The organism is Melghiribacillus thermohalophilus, assembly GCF_004342905.1.
Taxonomy (GTDB): Bacteria; Bacillota; Bacilli; order Bacillales; family Alkalibacillaceae; genus Melghiribacillus; species Melghiribacillus thermohalophilus.
The window spans coordinates 26955-44972 of record NZ_SMAN01000005.1 but is presented as its reverse complement, the minus strand read 5'-3'; the positions used below and the strand labels follow the sequence as shown (position 1 = coordinate 44972).

The window sequence follows — 18018 nt, the reverse complement described above, 5'->3', positions numbered from 1 at the left end:
AATAAATCCAATCTCTTTCCCTGTTCGTATTTAAGGGTAGGGAAAGAAACGAAAGGCAGGGTTGAAATTCATGGGATATTATGATGATCATGTCCAAAAATCAGAGGATCGAGATCGAAAAAGATGGGTCATGCCTGCTGTAGTTGGCATTATTCTTGGTGCAGTGCTTGTACTGTTAGCTCTGCCGGCTCTGGTAGAGTCTAACCTATTACCATATGATCTTACGAAAAAGGATCCGGAAAGTCATTTCACGCAGAGTGATGAAAACGATGAACCAGGAGAAGCAGAGGTTATCAATGTAGATATTTCTACCCAGGTTACAGAGGTTGTCCAGGAAATTCAGGATACCGTTGTCGGGGTGAATAATATCAGAAGCCAGGACTTCTGGATTCAGCAGCCGACTCAGGCAGGTACGGGTTCCGGAGTAGTTTATAAGAAAGAGGATGGAAATGCATATATTGTGACTAATCATCATGTCATCGCCGGTGCTGACAGGGTTGAAGTCGTTCTGGCAGACGAAACAAAGGTGGATGCTGAAATCATTGGCAGCGATGATTATACAGATTTAGCCGTATTGCGAATTGATGGAGAAAATGTGGACCATGTCATTGAAATGGGAAGTTCGGAAAATATAAAAGTCGGTGAACCTGTACTGGCAATCGGAAATCCGTTAGGTTTGCAGTTTGCCGGATCAGTCACCCAGGGAATCATCAGCGGAGTTGAACGAATTGTGCCTCAAGATATTGATCAGGACGGTCAGGCAGAATGGCATATGGAAGTCCTGCAAACCGATGCAGCCATTAACCCTGGTAATTCAGGGGGCGCTCTTGTGAATATGAAGGGACAGCTGATTGGCATTAATTCGATGAAAATTGCCCAGTCAGCAGTGGAAGGGATCGGTTTTTCCATTCCGATTGATATGGTGAAAGAGATCATCAAAGATCTAGAAGAAGATGGAACGGTCACCCGTCCATACATGGGTGTTTCGCTTGGATCATTAAGCCAGGTTCCAAAGTATCACTGGGCGTATTCCTTGAAATTGCCCGAATCTGTAGAAGGAGGAGTCATTTTAGATGAAGTTGCTCCGGCGTCTCCGGCCTCTGCTGCTGGAATGAAGCGATTTGACGTCATTGTTCAAATGGATGATCAGGAAATCCTGGATATCGCTGATCTGCTGAACTATCTCTATAAAGAAAAAGACCCCGGAGAAGAAGTGAGCATCACGTATTATCGTGAAGGAGAGCGCTATCAGACACAGATGACACTGTCAGCTCAGCAATACTCACCTCAGAATCGAGAATGACATGTACCACTCCCTCTGCTGCTCTTAATGGCATCAGAGGGAGTTTTGCGTAAGGATCATGGATCTGCCGGGTGTAAGTTCTGAAAATCAGCATGTGAATTCTGATTTTTCGGGCACATACCTTGATATTTCCGGAGCAAGGCCTGATATTTTATGAATGAGTCCTGAATCCCAGGCCATGAATCCTGATTTCTCGAGTATGAAATCCAAACTCCCTTAACCATAATAGACAGCTTTTTTCTTTGCTGCATCTGAAAGAATAGAATAGATAGATGTAAAGGGTGCTGGTTGTGGATAAACTCGTGGATAAACAGGCAGGATGTGAGAGGATACGTAAAAAGAAAATGAACATAGCAGCATTCACGTGAGACCGGTGAAAAAACGAAGAAAACGCGCGCATACTTGAGAAAGCACGAGGAAAAAGAATGATCAATAAGGAGGGATTGCCTTGAGGATCTATACGTGCGAAAAACATGTGGAATTGGCGATGGAAAAGATTATGGATGAGTATGAAGTCGCTCCAGTGTTAGAAGAATTCACAGCTCAGCATCCATTATCCACAACCTGTGAATATTGCGAGGATAAACCGGCATATCTTGTGGCGAACACCTATTCCTCTACTAAATAAAGTACAAACATATGTGCATATGTGGATAACCCTGGGGATAACCCCTTGAAAAGTGGATAAAATCTGTGAATAATCAGGAATTCCACAGGAAATGTGGACAAAATTGTGGATAATGGGAATAACCTGAGGAAAAAGTGGCAGTTTTTTACCTGAATCAGGAAGGAGATAGGTTATGAAAATCTCGATTGTGGCTGTAGGCAAGCTGAAGGAAAAGTATTTAAAGCAGGGGATACAGGAATATGTAAAACGTCTGACCCCCTATGCTAACGTAGAAATGGTTGAAGTACCTGATGAAAAAGCCCCGGAACATTTCAGTGAAGCAGAAATGGAGGAAGTGAAACAAAAAGAAGGGGAACGCATCCTTGCCAAACTTTCCCCGGATACATACGTCATCACCCTTGAAATTGAAGGCAAATCCATTTCATCGGAACAGCTCGCCAACAAACTGGATGAGCTGAGCACGTATGGCCGGAGCAAAATCGCCTTCATCATAGGCGGCTCCCTGGGCTTAAGCAAAGCTGTGACTCAGCGGAGCGACTTTTCCTTATCCTTTTCGAAAATGACCTTTCCCCATCAGCTTATGCGGCTGATTTTACTGGAGCAGGTGTACCGGGCTATGAAGATTAATCGGGGAGAACCGTATCATAAATAGGTAAAATATTGCGGATATATCTGACAAGCTTACGTTTAAGTCAACCTCGCAGGTAGAAGCTGAAGATTTGGAGCAAATCGATGATCTGTTCTATTATGGCCAACAGAAAGAAGTGCTTCCAGATACGTTTGTGGATATAAAGGTCTCAGGGTGTTTCATCTGGACATCGACAAAGGAGCCGCAAGAGTTCCTTAACTAACACAACAAAGCGGTCAGGATGAAAAGTGATCGGGTGATTTGCAGCTTTCTAAGAGTATGTTACTTTATGGCTATTAGCACAGCCATGATGAAGGGAAAACGGAATATTATTTTATAGTTCCATATTGATCATTCTATTTTTTTGCTATCGTTTTGAAAGTTTGCCAAAAATTGAATGAATCTTTTCAAACGGGGAAAGAAGTATTAAATTTTCATTACATTTATATGAAAATGCATTAAAATTCGATCCATTCCCTTTATGATAGGAGAGTGAACCGATCATCCAGCAATCAAGTAGTTTCATTGGACCCCATCCAGTAAGAAGGTGAGTACAGCATGAAGAATGTTAAGTTAATTTCAATCTTAATCCTACTATTCAATCTATGGATCACCAATAGCGTTTTCGCTCATCCAGACACTTCCATCCCTGAGGTATCTAGTAAGGCAGCTATTGTCATGGATTCCGTAACAGGGGAAATCCTTTACGAAAAAAATAGTCGTACACAACTGTATCCAGCGAGTTTAACAAAAATAGCAACGGCGATTTATGCGATTGAACATGGAAACCTGGATGATGTTGTAACCGTCAGTGAAAGTGTTGAAAAGGTAGAGGGGACAAAGGTGTATTTAGTAGAAGGGGAACAGGTCACATTACAAAAACTGATCCAGGGTTTGCTGATCAATTCCGGAAATGATGCAGGAGTGGTCATCGCTGAGCACCTAAATGGGAGTGTGGAGCAGTTTTCCGAAGCACTGAACGATTATTTAACAAATCAAATCGGGGTAAAGCATACCCATTTTGAAAATCCACATGGTCTGTTTAATGCCAATCATGTGACAACAGCAGAGGATCTGGCGATTATTACCCGATATGCGATTCAAAATGATACATTCCGTGATATATTCGGGACAAAAGAATTAGAGTGGGACGGGGAATCGTGGGATACCACATTATATACTCATCATAAGTTAATGCGGGAAAATCCTTATGAAGGCATCACAGGGGGAAAGACAGGGTTTATCAATGAATCCGGCCATACCCTGGCTACCACGGCAGAACGGAATCATTTACGTTTAATTGTGATTACATTGGGCAACGACATTCAACAAGAGGCGTATCAAGATCATATCAACCTGTTAGATTATGGTTTTGATCATTTTGAGACGTCTACCATTCCAGCCGGGACAAGCTTTGAAAAAAATAACAAGGAGTTTAGCGTGGAGGAAAACCTATATTATACTCACCGCAAAGAGGATCAAATTACCCATCATGTAACGGAAGATGGCATCTTACAGGTGATGAATCAAGAAGACTCCGTTTTAGCCCGTTTTACATTAGAAGAAGCAGATCATGGTGATGGACAGGCCAGCAGCGACGACGAACAGAAAACAAACGGAATGTTTTCGGGGTATTTCTTCCTGATTTCATTAAGTATGTTCACCAGTATCCTGGTCATTTCCCGTTTTATCCGCCGAAGAAAAGCCAAAAACGATCCATCCATATTCAGGTGAGAATGTTTGTTCCAGGGCAAAAGGCAAAGGAACATAATGATCCCGTTTTTTTCTTCGGCACTCATACAGGATTCATGTACAATGACTTGATTTCTGTCGGAAGGGCGCGTTACTCTACTATGCCAGAATCATAGCGCAACTGTTGGGGAGATGGACCGGATAGAGTTTCTTTCATCTGGCCGGTGAAGACAAAACGGAAATGTATAAAAATGTCCATGATGCTATTTGTGAAGGACATTTACAGAGGCGGGAGCTAATCCAATGTCTGTCAAAGAGCCTATCACGGACAAATGATAGACGGCACAGCAGAAAAAAGTCCGTCATAGGCTCTATGAAGGACAAAACTGTAGCAAACTTCTCCAAAACTGTCCCTCATCATCCTCATGAAGGACATAAAGTTTCAAAAAAGCATAGGAATTGTCCCTCATAACTTTTTTCTCGGACAAAACATAAACCTTCATGCAATGAATTGTCCTTCATCAACCCACATAAAGAACACACCAAAAAAAATCTTTCCCCATCCATATAACAGACAAACCATTGATCAATCAATCCTATGTCCTTCATCTCAACCAATAAAGGATAAAAGGCAATCAAACGTTATTCTTAATATGTCCATTGATGCATGTATGCCAGTATGTTTTAGGAAGGGTTTTGAAATTCACTTTGTACCTGCTCACATTAAGTGAAGGAAAACGCAGAAAGGTACAAAATAGACCGTTTCTGCGCTTACCATTGATTTTATTGGGTTGTTTTCTTATCAAAAAATAAATTTAAATCAGTTTTGTCGGTATCTTCTGCCAGTGCATCATGTATCATATCGTTAAGTGTCTGCATTTTTTGTCTTTCAAAAAAGGGTACATTTATATAAGAAGTAGTTCCGGACTTTTCAATATGTAAAATAGTTTGTATTCCACTGCCGGCAGTACCTAAACCTAAAATTAACAGGATCAAACCAAGAAGGAAACTTCTTCCCAGAGTATCCAGACCAATAAAAAATAAAATTAATCCGATAATAATCGGTTTGATTAGGTATTTGGTAGATAACATGGCTCCAGAAATATTTTTAAGAGGGATGCTTTGCTGGTCTGTACCAGCAGGGATGAATCCTAATATAGTATTAGATATCTTCGTTTTAACGAATCTGTTGTCAACTTCAACATTCCCCTTAATCCAGAAGAATAATAGGCTGATCGAGAACTCTACCTTCTTCATTTTTTCACCTCCTTCTAAAGAAATCAAAACTAGTAGTATTTTACCATAATGAGGTACGTTTTAGTAGTGGCATGTCTAACTTTCCCGAAACGGTTTAATTTACCACTTTCCTGAAAGTAAGAACTATGTCCTGAGAAACTCAGAGCAAAAGAAGCAGATCGACTAAATAACCAGGCAAAAGAGAAAACGAAATGGTGTTTAATTCATAAAGGCACATTTTTTTACATAATTTTCTGCCGGGGGCAACAACTGTTTATTGCATATATATAAACCGATTGGACGGACTTCATACTTTATTAACATCCCGAAATAGTTTATAATAATTAATTGGAAAGTAGATATATGAATCTATAAGTGGACGGAAAATGTTTTGATCTGAGAGGATCCTTGAATATTTATAAACAAATAGGCAGGAGCGCCTAATTTTTTTGTGAAAAAATAGGGGATAAGGAAGGGTATTATGAGTAGCATGCAGAGTAAAACAGACGTGATTTTAATTGGTGCGGGAATCATGAGTGCAACTCTGGGGTCATTGCTGAAGGAGCTGGCGCCTGACTGGACAATCAGGGTGTTTGAAAAACTTGATAAACCAGGTGAAGAAAGCTCGAACGAATGGAATAATGCGGGAACAGGACATTCGGCTCTTTGTGAGTTGAACTATACACCAGAAAAACCGGATGGGTCGATTGATATTGCCAAAGCGATTCGAGTGAATGAACAATTTCAGGTTTCAAGACAGTTCTGGTCTTATTTAGTAGAAAAAAGTCTGATTCGCAACCCGCAGGACTTTATTATGCCTCTACCCCATATCAGTCTAGTTCAGGGTAAAGATAATGTCGATTTTTTAAAAAAACGTTTCGAAGCGCTTTCAAACAATCCCCTCTTTAAAGGGATGGAATTTTCCGATGAGCCTGAACAACTGAAGGAATGGATGCCGTTGATCATGAAAGACCGGACATCAGATGAACCGATTGCGGCAACGAAAATCGATTCTGGAACGGACGTGAATTTTGGTGCGTTGACGCGCCTGTTATTTGAACACCTGCAAAATCAAGACGTCGAAGTCAACTACTTGCATCGTGTGATGGACCTAAAACGTACTGCTGACGGTCTGTGGGAAGTAAAAGTGAAAAATCTCGAAAGCGACAGCATGGAACGGCACACAGCCAGGTTCGTTTTTATCGGTGGCGGTGGAGGAAGTCTGCCATTGCTGCAAAAATCGGGCATACCAGAAGGAAAAGGTATTGGGGGCTTCCCGGTCAGCGGGCTGTTTATGGTATGCAACAATCCAGAAGTTGTCGAACAGCATTATGCAAAAGTGTACGGTAAAGCCAAAGTCGGTGCCCCGCCAATGTCGGTTCCGCATCTTGACACGAGATTCATTGATGGAAAAAGAACGTTGCTGTTTGGACCGTTTGCCGGCTTCTCGCCTAAATTCTTGAAAACGGGATCCAATCTAGATTTGATCAATTCTATTAAACTTCATAATATCCTGACCATGCTGGCGGCTGGTGTAAAAAACCTGTCATTGACAAAATATCTGATCCAGCAGGTCATGTTGTCCAAAGAACAGCGCATGGAAGAATTGCGTGAGTTTATCCCGAACGCTAAGAGTGAAGACTGGGACATTGTGGTAGCGGGACAGCGTGTTCAGGTGATCAAAGATACGGAAGCTGGTGGAAAAGGAACCCTTCAATTTGGTACGGAAGTGGTCAGCTCTGATGACGGTTCAATCGCTGCTTTGCTCGGTGCTTCTCCAGGTGCATCAACTGCGGTATATGTGATGCTTGAGGTGATTGAAAAATGCTTCCCGGACCGTTTGCCTGAGTGGGAACCTAAAATCAAAGAAATGATTCCATCCTATGGTGTATCCCTGTCAGAAAATCCGGCACTTTTCGAGGAACTCCATGCTTCAACCGCCCAGACCCTCGGTTTAAGTGAAAAGGAAACGGTTTATAACTCATAAAGGAATAGTATTCAAAATGTGGTAGAACCTTCAGTCCAGGCATGGACTGAAGGTTCTATTATTTTCGTGATATGTTGATCCGCTAAAACTGGAAAAATAACCCGTCATATCGTAAGATTTATAATTAAGCAGAAGGTTTGGATGAATTAGATCTGCATTAGATCCGTTCAAAGCTGGAGGAAATTTGATCGGGCTCGTAGTGAGCCTAAAAATCTTAAGAGCAACAATCGAGAGAATGAGGAGGGAGGGGTTCATGTTGGATACGTTTGCGCTCATTGGGTTTGTCTTTGGAATAGCGGCGTTAACGATTGCCGGTCATTTGCAAAAAAAAGTAAACGAGCTCGAACGCAGGATCCGTTCTTTAGAAAGGAAAGAAGACTAGTTGATTAGCGATATAGAGGTTATATAAAAAAGAAGCGAATGAAATGTCACTCGCTTCTTTTTTGGATTCCAATTTTAAACCTTAAAGGTAGTGGATGAACCCCTTTCAGCATTCAGGTTCTTTTTTCCCCTTTATTGATAATCGAAGTTCCTACTAAGTCTCCTGTTACGTTCAGGGAAGTGCAACCCATCCCTACCAGCACATCGACGGCGGCCAGTAAAGCCACAGCTTCCATTGGCAGGCCAATCTGTGCAAACACAGTAGCAATCATAATCATCCCCGCCCCTGGAACTCCGGCGGTTCCGACAGATGCCAGGGTACCAATCAGCACGATTTGCAGGATGGAAGTGAAACCAAGGGGCTCCCCGATCAGGTTGGCGGCAAAGACAGCGGAAACGGCAATCCGTATAGCTGCTCCATCCATATTAATAGTGGCACCAAGAGGCAGGCTGAAGCCGTATAAGCTCCTGGCTAGTCCCAGGTTCCGGGCTGCATTTAGCGTCAGTGGCAGGGTGCCGGAACTGCTCTGGGTGACAAACGCAGTAATCATCGGGGTACGAGCCTCACGGAAAAATTCCCCCGGATGAATTCTGGCTGCCACCATCAACATGATGTACAACCCGAGTTGAACCAGAAGTGCGACGTAAAGAACCAGAATGAACCCGCCCAGGGAAAGAAGGGTGTCCATACCCTGGCTGCCTGCCACTTCGGCGACAATGGCAAAGATACCAATGGGCACATATTGCAGAATCCCTTTCATGACCGTAAGGGTGACCTCATTGAACCCTTCAAAGATTTGATACAGGCGCTCCCCCAGTTCCTGATGTTTTGCCGATTCTCTCAGCATCGAAATCGCTATGCCAAAAACGATAGATGTAAAAATAATGCCAAGCAGATTCATTTCGGTGAATGCTGTCACAATATTATCCGGAACCATATTTAATAGTACCTGAATGACGCCAGGATTTTCAGGTACGGACACTTCTTCATTGCCTGACAGGGACATGCCTGTTCCTGGATTGAACAATTTTGCCACAGTAATTCCCACAAGTATAGCCAGTGCGGACGTCACGATATAGTAAATCAATACTTTAAATCCCATTCGTCCCAGACGGCCTGGTTTTGTCTGGTTCACGCCAACAATCAGTGTGAAAAAGATCAGCGGCAGAATAATAAACGTTAAAAGCCGCATCAAGAGATTCCCAAGCGGTGAAAGAACCGAAGCTTCTTCACCAAAAACGAATCCAATCAGTATACCCAGAATGAAAGCGAAAGTAATTTTTTTAATCAACGATATATGTTTGTACGCATTCCATATAGATATCATTGGTAACCTCCCTAAAACGTCTAATTCCTATAAATCCTATAAAAATACTATACAATCATGTCATAGAATATAAGATCTTTGACGTTTTGTCAAAACATATGCAGGACAGCTTGAAAACATACCTGGTCAGGAACACATCGTCTAATCAGGCCATAACATAAAAACAACCGATCCTGATTGAAAGGAAGTGGTGGATATGAACATAACGGGCACAGGGTCTGTTCCTTATGGATCCGGATTTCGTTCACAAAAACAGCCGTATACACTGGAAGTTACGGGAAAAGGAGAAGTGACGGCCGAAGCGGATCAGGCCAGTATCATACTGGGTGTCGTGACAGAAGAAAAAGAAGCCGAAAAAGCCCAGAGACAAAACGCAATTCTTTCCAATCAGGTGATTGAAGCCCTGATAGGTGCCGGCATTCAAAAGGATGATATCCAAACCATAATGTATTCGATTGATCAGATGTATGATTATCCCGATCACCAAAAAGTGTTCAGAGGGTATGAAGTCACTCATTTATTCAAAGTGCTGGTGAGCGATTTATCACAGGCAGGTGAAATCATCGATCGTGCGACAAAAAGCGGCGCAAATCGGGTTCAGGAAGTTCGGTTTGAAGTGTCACAGCCTGATGTTCACAAACAGCAAGCATTGAAGCGGGCTGTCATCAATGCCAGAAAACACGCAGAGACCATTGCTGCAGCAAACCAGTTGACCATTCATCCGGTACCTTTATGGATTAAAGAAGAGAGCATCGAGACGGTGCGTCCCGGCTATGAGCATTCACCATTTGGTGTTGTAGCGTCAGATGTCACCACTCCGATACAGATCCGAGAAATAAAAATTACCGCAAGGGTCAGAGTCCAGTTTACTTATTATGGTTACTAAATGGCTAAAGCATTCTGGTTTCGTACGTTTAGCTTAGAAACTTGCAATCATGGAGCTACTAGAAAACATGAAGCAGAAACTCGGGTATGTTCCAGGCATTTTCTCCTGAACAGGAAATTCATCTAAATATTCATGTTCCTATATGAAGCGTGGGAGATATTACGGGCAGGTGCCGGAGCTTGAGGATGAGATATCAGGTTTTACGCGTGGGAAATCAGGGCTTGCACCCGAAATATCAGGACTCGCACCCGAAGTATCAGGACTCATATGAGAGAAATCAGGACTCGCACCCGAAATATCAGGACTCGTACAGGGGAAATCAGGGATCGCACATGAAATATCAGGACTCATACGGGAGAAATCAGGACTTACACGGAAACGCGATAAAAAAAGCTGTCTCGAAACTCGAGACAGCTTTTTTTTGACAAAATCGGGCGGGTGACAGGCACCGTTGCTATTTGCGCATGAATGCTGGAAGTGAAAAACAGCTGAGAAGGATGCTGTCGTTCACATATTTCGTGTCTTTTCTTTGTACTTTTTCGGGGTCAGGTTCCGTATATTGTTTGGTCCCGATGGTAAAGCTCCACAGTCCGCCGGGATAAGTAGGCACGACGGCTGTGTACATGCTCGCTGTTCCAAACACTTCCTGAATCCGCTTATAAGTCTGTTCCATGACATCACGATGAAAAATAGGTGACTGGCTCTGACAAACCATCAGTCCGTCATCTTTTAATGCGCGGTGCAGACTTTGATAAAAGCTTTTTTCAAACAGCACTTCTGCCGGGCCGATCGGATCAGAGGAATCCACGATAATGACATCGTATTCCTTTTCTTTGTTACGGGCAAATTTTACTCCATCATCAAAAATAACATTCACCCGTGGATCAGATAATCTTCCGGAAACTTCGGGCAGATATTCCTTACAGGCCTTTACTACCAGCTCATCGATTTCCACCATATCAATTTGTTCCACTTGTCTATATTTTGCGACTTCCCGGGCAGCTCCGCAATCACCGCCGCCGATGATGAGAACCCGTTTTGGATCCGGATGGATGCTGAGGGGGACATGGGTAATCATCTCATTATAAATATGCCCGTCTTTTGAAGTCGTCTGTACAATCCCGTCCAGAACGAGCATCCGGCCAAAAGCGTGGGAGTCCAGGATCATGACATGCTGAAAATTAGATTTTTGGTCAAAAACCACTTCTTTAATTCGGTAACTAATTTTTAAATCTCCGTGTTCATCTTCCGTAAGCCATAAATTTCCGTCTTTCTCCAAAAGGTATGCTGGTGTGTTCTGTGTCATAACTTTGTTCCTCCCTCCACTCTCGATCATTGATTTCAGGACAATCTTATATAAGAGAACGCATACGTTATCCTTCTAAAACTTCTTCAATAAAAATCGTTGTTTCTTTTGCCAGGTCGATTTCCCGGATGTTCACCTGTTCCATATTATCATCAGGTGTGTCAAATATCCTGACTATTGGCCGCTGCGGGAGTCCTTTGTTCTGCTCCACCACAATGGCGTAATCACCGTTTGATAGCCGGACGGTCATGCCGTTTGGGTAGGCTGCTATAGTTCGTAAAAATTGCCAGACCAGGTCATGGTCGAAACAGGAATTGGCAAGTCCCATCACTTCCTCACATGCTTCATGGGGAAGCATGCCTTTTCCCTCTCCCACATTGGATATTAAGTTATCATAGTAATTCGTTATGGCTACAATTTTTGCATTTGGATGGATGTCAGATTCCGTCAGTCCCCGGGGAGAGCCGCTGCCGTCGAGATACTCATGATGCTGCAGGGCAATGTGAGCCGATACGGCACCGATTTCTGGTTTTTTCCTTAAATAATGGTAGCCTCTCCACGTGTGCTCTTTTAAATCCTCTTTATATTTTTGTAGCGTTAATTTATCCAGCATTTCTGGTGTTACAACTTTTCCCACATCATGAAACATCGCACCGATGGCGAGCTTTAACATTTCTTCATTGGAATAGCCGAGGTTAACCGCCATTAAGACGGACATAATCGTGACGTTCAAACTATGTACGAATAACTCATTATTTTTCGTTCGTATGTCTGTCAGATTAAGGATAGCATGCTTATTCGCCAGCAACTCTTCTATGATTTTGTTCGCAGTGGTATTGACGGAACTTATGTCAAAATCTTTATTTGTCTGGACGCACTGAATCGATTCATTCAGGACAGAAAGGGTATTGCGCTTGGTTTCATCGGATACTACGTCTTCTACATTGACATCTGAAAATCGCTCATCCTCAATGTAAATCGCGCTGATTCCCAGATCTTTCAGCTTATTAATAATCCGGCTGGTAAGAGAAGCCCCTTTTTTCAGAAGCACTCTCCCTTCCCCGGTATAAATATTTTTTCCTAATGTCTGACCGTCTGATACTTGATCCAAAATGGTATACCTCATATTTATAAAACCTCTTTTAACATGTTAGGTTATATTTTTAAAAATTATATGATGAGAGTCGAATTTGCAACTAATTTGACCTATATCAACTATACCCCTTTATAACGATTTGCTCAAATTTTGTCGAAAAATTGTCGAATGGCAATTTTACTATAACAAAAAATTGAAAAATGGGGGAATCAAATCAAAAATTCATACGAAAGTTTGAGGTAATTTTTGTTTGAGTAGTATAGACTGTATGATAAAAAATCGAGGAGGATACGAATGGGAGATTTGAAATTTAGACTGGAGCTCTTTGTCAATGACCTGGAGAAATCGGTGCATTTTTACCAAAACATTTTACGACTTCCTCAGGGAGCCAAATCGGACACATCAGTAAGGTTTGATGCTGAAGACTTTTCTCTTCTGCTTAGTGATCAGTCCATTTTGCCAGAAACCCATTACTTTAGTTCTGAAAAATGGAAGCAGCCGAAAGGAACAGGGGTGGAACTGGTTATTGTTGTTCCGAATATTCATCAGGTGTATCAGCATATCCAGAATGAGAAATATCCGATCTATGAAAACATCAAAAAACAACCGTGGGGAATGACGGATTTTCGGCTAGTGGATCCGGACGGCTACTATGTGAGAGTGACATCTAAAAAAGAGGGCTGAGATGAACTGAAAAAATCCCTTTAAGCGGCCACTTAAAGGGTTTTCTGGAAAAATGCTATATGCCGGCGGTAACAGTCCAGTCCATCCCTTGCAGGAGGAAATCAAAATAAGCTGCCTGCTCCTTTGTCCTGGTCATACAATTCTCGAGTTGTGGAGTTTCATTAACACCAGCCAAGATCACAGTCAGCCACATATTGTGAAACAGGACTCGAATCATCTTCGCAGCGGAAAAAGCGGTTTTCTCTGTATACGTAACCTTCTTTAAGATCGATTTCTTTGCCGTGGTCCGTTAAAATTAACCGACCTATCTTTTCTTTTCCTACAAATAGGATCATCGTCACACCATCTTCAAACGTTCCATAGACCCGCTGAGTGACATCCTGAATACTCTGGTCAGACATCGCATCACACCCCTTTTCGTAGAATATAGTATACCCATAATAAGAAAAATTTAGACATATTTTTTATTGAATATTTAGAAAATTTAATATTTTTAACATTGTAAAACAGGATGAGTAAGAATGCAAGGGGTTGACGCCAAAAAGATGGATCAGGCAAGGGCACTGATTCAAGCCATTTGGCAGTCACATTAAATGTTTCCAGCACCGGGGTATGTATTTTACCTTCAATCATGACGGGATAAGCAATATTCGGGCTGGCCGGGATGGATCCGGTATCTTCTTTTGTGGCGTTCTGGTAGCGAGGTTTCTTATAAACACTGATGGAGCCATTTTCTTCAAGGATGGCGACTTCCACTTCATCCAGGTTAAAAACATCTTTTTCCCTGAGCATCTGGAGGATATCATCTACAGAATAGCGTATTTTCTTCAGGTTTTTGTAAATCAGTTTGCCATTTTGCACCACGACTACAGGCTCATAGGTAATCAGCTTGCCGAATTTGCGATTAGCAATTTTCCACTGAGCGACAAGACGCTGCAGGATCCCAATGACTATAATCGATATGGCTGTATATAAATGATTAATATTTGGATCTGCAATATCTGCACCTACTACAGCTCCAAGGGTGATAATAATTAAAAAGTCAAAAACAGGAAGTTCACCGATAGCCCGTCTTCCCATGAAAAGGGTGATGATGAGCAACAGAGGCAAAATGGTGATAATTCTCCCAAGGATCATCGCGATTTCCTTCAATGTTTCCATCAACTTTCTTACTCCTTACTGTTTAAATAGTGATTTTATCCATAATTTCTTTCAAAAATAGCTTTTTATTCAGTCAGCGGAAAAAAATGTTTTTGCTCTATTATGAATGGAGGAGTTTCATTGAAAAGCGGAGATTCGATGTTGCGGGCATCACCCGGGGATCGGTGCTGATGTCCCAGGCAAGGGGTGCCACGGCCCGGGGATAGGCCCTAATGGCCCAAGCAGAGGCTGAACTACCCAAAGAAGAAAGTTGAATGCCCGGGTGGCAGATGAAAATCCATCATCATCCTCTTTACCTCATTTTTTAATCAAAAATGGATGTTCATCTTTGAATGTGAGTTTTAGACACTGGACACGTTCTTATGTAAAATAGATTTATGTAAAAAAGTAGAAGGAATGAAAGCTTGATGACCATAAATCGCGAGGATATCCAGGCTATGTTCACGAGGACCATTTATAACAGGGGACGGCAGTATTATCAACAGGCTCGAGTAGTAGAGATTTATCAGGAAGGTGAGAATCACTGGCACGGGGAAGTTTATGGCTCATCGATGTACCATGTAGAAGCCAGGTTTGATCATCATTCGCTGGATCTTTACTGTGATTGCCCTGCCTTTGAAACTTATGGAGAGTGCAAACATTTAGTTGCGTTTTTACTGGAAGTGGCCGATCAAATGAAACGGAACGAGAAGCTGACCAATCAATGGTCTGTATACGATGAAATTTTACACCCGCGTACTCCGCAGTATAGAGAAAACGAAACGGCTAACCAGATGATTCAACTGTTTTCAGTTTTGCAATCCATGCCGAATCAGAGCAGCAACATGAAGCGGGAACAGTTAAAGACCGAATATATCATTAAATGGACAGGTCCCTATTTGACTGTGGAGATGAAAGTAGGAACAGGGCGACTGTATGTGGTCAAAGACTTAAAGATGTTTATCGAACGGATCAACCGTCAGGAAGAAATGGAGTTTACCAAAAATTTCACCTATAGTCCTGCAGAACATGAATTTTCTAGAGAAGATTTAGAAGTTCTGCAGGTTTTGTATGACATTACGAAAAGTGATCGGTTTTATCAATCCCACCATCTGGCCTATCACCGTTCATCCAGTGACAGGGGGATTACGGTTCCGCCATTTTTTGCTGATCAATTGCTTGATCTCCTCCAGGACCGGAATTGTGTGGTGGAAGAGCGCCGTTATCGGCTCGGGCAGCTGGAAATCGTTGAAGGAGAACCCCCTTTTTCTTTTCATTTAAACCGGGAACGTCCAGACACGTATGTTCTGGAGTGTAATCGGCTGAAGGAAGCGGAATATCTGAGCATGTACAAATATCTTCGCAGCCGGAACAGGCTGTTTAAATTGACACATAGCCAGAGTGTCATCGTCAGCGAATTATTCCGGATTATGGATCGGAATGAGGATGGAAAAATTACAGTAGACCGGGGACAGATTGAACCCTTTGTCTCCCACGTTCTGCCTGAATTGAAAAAGGTAGGGGATCTGAAAATGGCTGAAGCCGTTTCTGAGGAAATCATTGACCACCCCCTGCATCCACGTCTATACCTGGACTATGTTGATGGCCGGCTGAAGGCGGATCTGGAATTTCATTACGGCGATATCGTCATACATCCTTATCATCATGATTCAAATCATGGACAGGCAGCAGACGGAATCTTAATGAGGGAAGTGGAAAAGGAAAATGAAGTCATCCACTTTCTGGAGCAGGCTGAGTTCCAAATCAATGAAAAAGAGCTGTATCTGGAAGCGGAAGAGGATATTTTTATTTTTTTGTTTGATATGCTGCCTGATTTGAAGGAGCAAGCTGAGATTTTTCTGTCAGATCAGGCCATGAAGCTAATCCGGGATGAACGGCATCAGCCGAGGATCGAAGTGGATGTTGATGATGGAGAAGATTTCCTTGAAGTGAACTTTGATATGGACGGAATCAGTGAAGAGGAGATCCGGGATGTGATTCAGTCCGTGGTTGAAAGAAAGACCTATCACAGACTATCGGACGGATCTTTTCTCCCTCTGGAAAAGGACGGTTTCGTGCCCATCTCCCGTCTGTTCAGCGAACTGGATTTGTCAGAACATGATGTGAAAAATGGTACGGTAAAATTGCCTGTATATCGGGGGATCCAGGTTGAAGAGGCGATGGCAGCTGGCCCGAAGACGAAGTTCAAAAAGGAATTTCGGGAACTCATTCATGCGATTAAGCATCCGGACGAAAGTGACTACCCCCTTCCGTCTGGATTACAGGCGAAATTAAGAGACTATCAGTACGTCGGTTTTCAATGGTTAAAAGGATTGAGCCGCCATGGTCTGGGAGGCATCCTCGCCGATGATATGGGGCTCGGGAAGACCTTACAGAGTATTGCCTACTTGCTCTCAGAGAAGGAGGAAAAGGAGCATCGTTTCCAGGCACTGGTAGTGTGCCCTTCCTCTCTTGTTTACAACTGGAAAAATGAATTTGAAACGTTTGCACCAGGGATGAATGTTCGGGTGATCAGCGGCACAAAACAGGAGCGGGAGAACCTCTTGAAGGACACTTCTGGCTTTGATGTCCTGGTCACGTCTTATCAACTTCTCCGTCAGGATCTTGAATACTATCACGGTCAAACCTTTTCCGTCATGATTTTAGATGAGGCCCAGGCGATCAAAAATGATGCCACCAAAACAGCAAGGGCTGTTAAATCGGTTTCAGCCGGCAAACGTTTTGCTCTGAGCGGCACACCAATCGAAAATTCCCTTGACGAACTCTGGTCGATTTTTGATGCCGTACTTCCGGGATTATTTCCTGCTAAGCGGTTCTTTAAACAATGGCCACAGGAAAAGGTTTCACGGATCTGCAGACCGTTTATTTTACGAAGGGTTAAACAAGATGTGCTTCACGAACTTCCGGAAAAAATTGAGCACGTTCACACCTGTGAACTGACGGATGACCAGAAGAAGCTCTACCTTGGTTATCTCGAAAGAATTCAGGGGGAAACGAAACAGGTGCTGGAAGAAGAAGGGCTGCAGAAAGGCCGAATGAAAATCCTGGCCGGACTAACGAGGCTGCGCCAGCTCTGCTGTCATCCTTCCCTGTTCTTAGAAAATTATGAAGGCGGCTCAGGAAAATTAACTGAACTGCTGGAGCTCGTTCAGCACTCCCTTGAAAACAGGCAGCGGATATTAATCTTTTCCCAGTTTTCATCTATGCTGAAGAAGATTCGAAAGCAGCTGGAAGCCCGGGGGAAAGATGTGTTTTATCTCGACGGACAGACACCATCAAAGGATCGGGTTTACATGACTGAACGGTTTAACCGGGGAGAAAAGGATATTTTTCTCATTTCCTTGAAAGCCGGGGGGACCGGACTGAACTTGACTGGTGCTGATACGGTTATTTTATATGATTTATGGTGGAATCCGGCGGTTGAAGATCAGGCGGCAGGCCGAGCCCATCGGATGGGTCAGAAAAACGTGGTTCAGGTATTCCGGATGATTACCAGGGGTACCATCGAAGAAAAAATTCACAAACTCCAGCAGAAAAAGAAAGCATTAATTGAAAACGTCATCCAGCCAGGCGAAACGATGCTATCCAGCTTAAGTGAAGAGGAGATCAAGGAACTTCTGGAGATGGAGAATTAATCGTCATGGATGAAACGGTCATTTTTGTGGTAGACGATTCATGATGGGAAATGGAAAAAACCCGGAG

15 protein-coding genes are annotated in these 18018 nt (G+C 42.8%); 9 read left to right on the top strand and 6 right to left on the bottom strand.

Going from position 1 to position 18018, the window contains the following annotated elements:
* Nucleotides 1-70 precede the first annotated feature (70 nt).
* The 4 genes from EDD68_RS05840 (at nt 71) to EDD68_RS05825 (ending at nt 4293) form a co-directional block, all read left to right on the top strand.
* Nucleotides 71-1303 (top strand): S1C family serine protease, encoded by a 1233-nt coding sequence (locus tag EDD68_RS05840; protein ID WP_132371320.1) that lies wholly within the window; start codon nt 71-73, stop codon nt 1301-1303.
* A gap of 448 nt (nt 1304-1751) precedes the next feature.
* Entirely contained in the window at nt 1752-1931 is a 180-nt protein-coding gene (locus tag EDD68_RS05835; RefSeq protein ID WP_341540267.1) for a CxxH/CxxC protein, read from the top strand.
* Nucleotides 1932-2103: 172 nt separating this feature from the next.
* A complete protein-coding gene (gene rlmH / locus EDD68_RS05830; RefSeq protein WP_132371318.1) occupies nt 2104-2583 on the top strand; it encodes a 23S rRNA (pseudouridine(1915)-N(3))-methyltransferase RlmH in 480 nt (159 codons plus the stop codon).
* A 534-nt stretch (nt 2584-3117) separates the two neighbouring features.
* Nucleotides 3118-4293 carry a D-alanyl-D-alanine carboxypeptidase family protein gene (locus tag EDD68_RS05825; RefSeq protein WP_132371317.1) on the top strand — a complete coding sequence of 392 codons (1176 nt, stop codon included), beginning with the start codon at nt 3118-3120 and terminating at the stop codon, nt 4291-4293.
* A gap of 741 nt (nt 4294-5034) precedes the next feature.
* Here EDD68_RS05825 and EDD68_RS05820 read toward each other — a convergent pair.
* Nucleotides 5035-5508, bottom strand: a complete 474-nt coding sequence (locus EDD68_RS05820) for a hypothetical protein (RefSeq protein ID WP_132371316.1) — start codon at nt 5506-5508, stop codon at nt 5035-5037.
* 460 nt (nt 5509-5968) lie between these two features.
* Between EDD68_RS05820 and EDD68_RS05815 the strand changes: the two genes are divergently transcribed.
* Both EDD68_RS05815 and EDD68_RS15575 read left to right on the top strand, forming a co-directional pair.
* Nucleotides 5969-7474, top strand: coding sequence for a malate:quinone oxidoreductase (locus EDD68_RS05815; protein WP_132371315.1), 1506 nt, complete (start codon nt 5969-5971; stop codon nt 7472-7474).
* Between the two features lie 253 nt (nt 7475-7727).
* Nucleotides 7728-7856 (top strand): hypothetical protein, encoded by a 129-nt coding sequence (locus tag EDD68_RS15575; RefSeq protein ID WP_279388237.1) that lies wholly within the window; start codon nt 7728-7730, stop codon nt 7854-7856.
* Between the two features lie 112 nt (nt 7857-7968).
* Here EDD68_RS15575 and EDD68_RS05805 read toward each other — a convergent pair whose 3' ends face one another.
* A complete protein-coding gene (locus EDD68_RS05805; RefSeq protein ID WP_132371313.1) occupies nt 7969-9183 on the bottom strand; it encodes a dicarboxylate/amino acid:cation symporter in 1215 nt (404 codons plus the stop codon).
* A 196-nt stretch (nt 9184-9379) separates the two neighbouring features.
* Between EDD68_RS05805 and EDD68_RS05800 the strand changes: the two genes are divergently transcribed.
* Nucleotides 9380-10069 (top strand): SIMPL domain-containing protein, encoded by a 690-nt coding sequence (locus EDD68_RS05800; RefSeq protein WP_132371312.1) that lies wholly within the window; start codon nt 9380-9382, stop codon nt 10067-10069.
* Between the two features lie 454 nt (nt 10070-10523).
* Here EDD68_RS05800 and speE read toward each other — a convergent pair whose 3' ends face one another.
* Nucleotides 10524-11375: a polyamine aminopropyltransferase gene (speE, locus tag EDD68_RS05795; RefSeq protein ID WP_132371311.1), complete on the bottom strand. Its 852-nt coding sequence runs from the start codon at nt 11373-11375 to the stop codon at nt 10524-10526.
* Between the two features lie 67 nt (nt 11376-11442).
* On the bottom strand, nt 11443-12501 hold the full coding sequence (locus EDD68_RS05790; protein WP_132371310.1) for an HD-GYP domain-containing protein: 1059 nt from the start codon (nt 12499-12501) through the stop codon (nt 11443-11445).
* Between the two features lie 264 nt (nt 12502-12765).
* Between EDD68_RS05790 and EDD68_RS05785 the strand changes: the two genes are divergently transcribed.
* Nucleotides 12766-13155 (top strand): VOC family protein, encoded by a 390-nt coding sequence (locus tag EDD68_RS05785; RefSeq protein WP_243646763.1) that lies wholly within the window; start codon nt 12766-12768, stop codon nt 13153-13155.
* A gap of 161 nt (nt 13156-13316) precedes the next feature.
* On the opposite strand, the gene EDD68_RS05780 is transcribed toward EDD68_RS05785, so the two are convergent.
* Entirely contained in the window at nt 13317-13556 is a 240-nt protein-coding gene (locus EDD68_RS05780; protein WP_132371309.1) for a DUF2553 family protein, read from the bottom strand.
* Between the two features lie 4 nt (nt 13557-13560).
* On the bottom strand, nt 13561-14316 hold the full coding sequence (locus EDD68_RS05775) for a DUF421 domain-containing protein (protein ID WP_132371308.1): 756 nt from the start codon (nt 14314-14316) through the stop codon (nt 13561-13563).
* Nucleotides 14317-14723: 407 nt separating this feature from the next.
* Here EDD68_RS05775 and EDD68_RS05770 point away from each other — a divergent pair, with 407 nt between their 5' ends.
* Nucleotides 14724-17951: a DEAD/DEAH box helicase gene (locus EDD68_RS05770; protein ID WP_132371307.1), complete on the top strand. Its 3228-nt coding sequence runs from the start codon at nt 14724-14726 to the stop codon at nt 17949-17951.
* Nucleotides 17952-18018 lie beyond the last annotated feature (67 nt).

What these genes read in the sequence shown, in the direction of transcription:
- EDD68_RS05785 (WP_243646763.1), top strand. Translation starts at nt 12,766, where the DNA reads ATGGGAGATTTGAAATTTAGACTGGAGCTCTTTGTCAATGACCTGGAG.
- EDD68_RS05800 (WP_132371312.1), top strand. Translation starts at nt 9,380, where the DNA reads ATGAACATAACGGGCACAGGGTCTGTTCCTTATGGATCCGGATTTCGT.
- EDD68_RS05840 (WP_132371320.1), top strand. Translation starts at nt 71, where the DNA reads ATGGGATATTATGATGATCATGTCCAAAAATCAGAGGATCGAGATCGA.
- EDD68_RS05770 (WP_132371307.1), top strand. Translation starts at nt 14,724, where the DNA reads ATGACCATAAATCGCGAGGATATCCAGGCTATGTTCACGAGGACCATT.
- EDD68_RS05825 (WP_132371317.1), top strand. Translation starts at nt 3,118, where the DNA reads ATGAAGAATGTTAAGTTAATTTCAATCTTAATCCTACTATTCAATCTA.
- EDD68_RS05805 (WP_132371313.1), bottom strand. Translation starts at nt 9,183, where the DNA reads ATGATATCTATATGGAATGCGTACAAACATATATCGTTGATTAAAAAA.
- speE (WP_132371311.1), bottom strand. Translation starts at nt 11,375, where the DNA reads ATGACACAGAACACACCAGCATACCTTTTGGAGAAAGACGGAAATTTA.
- EDD68_RS05775 (WP_132371308.1), bottom strand. Translation starts at nt 14,316, where the DNA reads ATGGAAACATTGAAGGAAATCGCGATGATCCTTGGGAGAATTATCACC.
- EDD68_RS05815 (WP_132371315.1), top strand. Translation starts at nt 5,969, where the DNA reads ATGAGTAGCATGCAGAGTAAAACAGACGTGATTTTAATTGGTGCGGGA.
- EDD68_RS05790 (WP_132371310.1), bottom strand. Translation starts at nt 12,501, where the DNA reads ATGAGGTATACCATTTTGGATCAAGTATCAGACGGTCAGACATTAGGA.
- EDD68_RS15575 (WP_279388237.1), top strand. Translation starts at nt 7,728, where the DNA reads ATGTTGGATACGTTTGCGCTCATTGGGTTTGTCTTTGGAATAGCGGCG.
- EDD68_RS05780 (WP_132371309.1), bottom strand. Translation starts at nt 13,556, where the DNA reads ATGTCTGACCAGAGTATTCAGGATGTCACTCAGCGGGTCTATGGAACG.
- rlmH (WP_132371318.1), top strand. Translation starts at nt 2,104, where the DNA reads ATGAAAATCTCGATTGTGGCTGTAGGCAAGCTGAAGGAAAAGTATTTA.
- EDD68_RS05820 (WP_132371316.1), bottom strand. Translation starts at nt 5,508, where the DNA reads ATGAAGAAGGTAGAGTTCTCGATCAGCCTATTATTCTTCTGGATTAAG.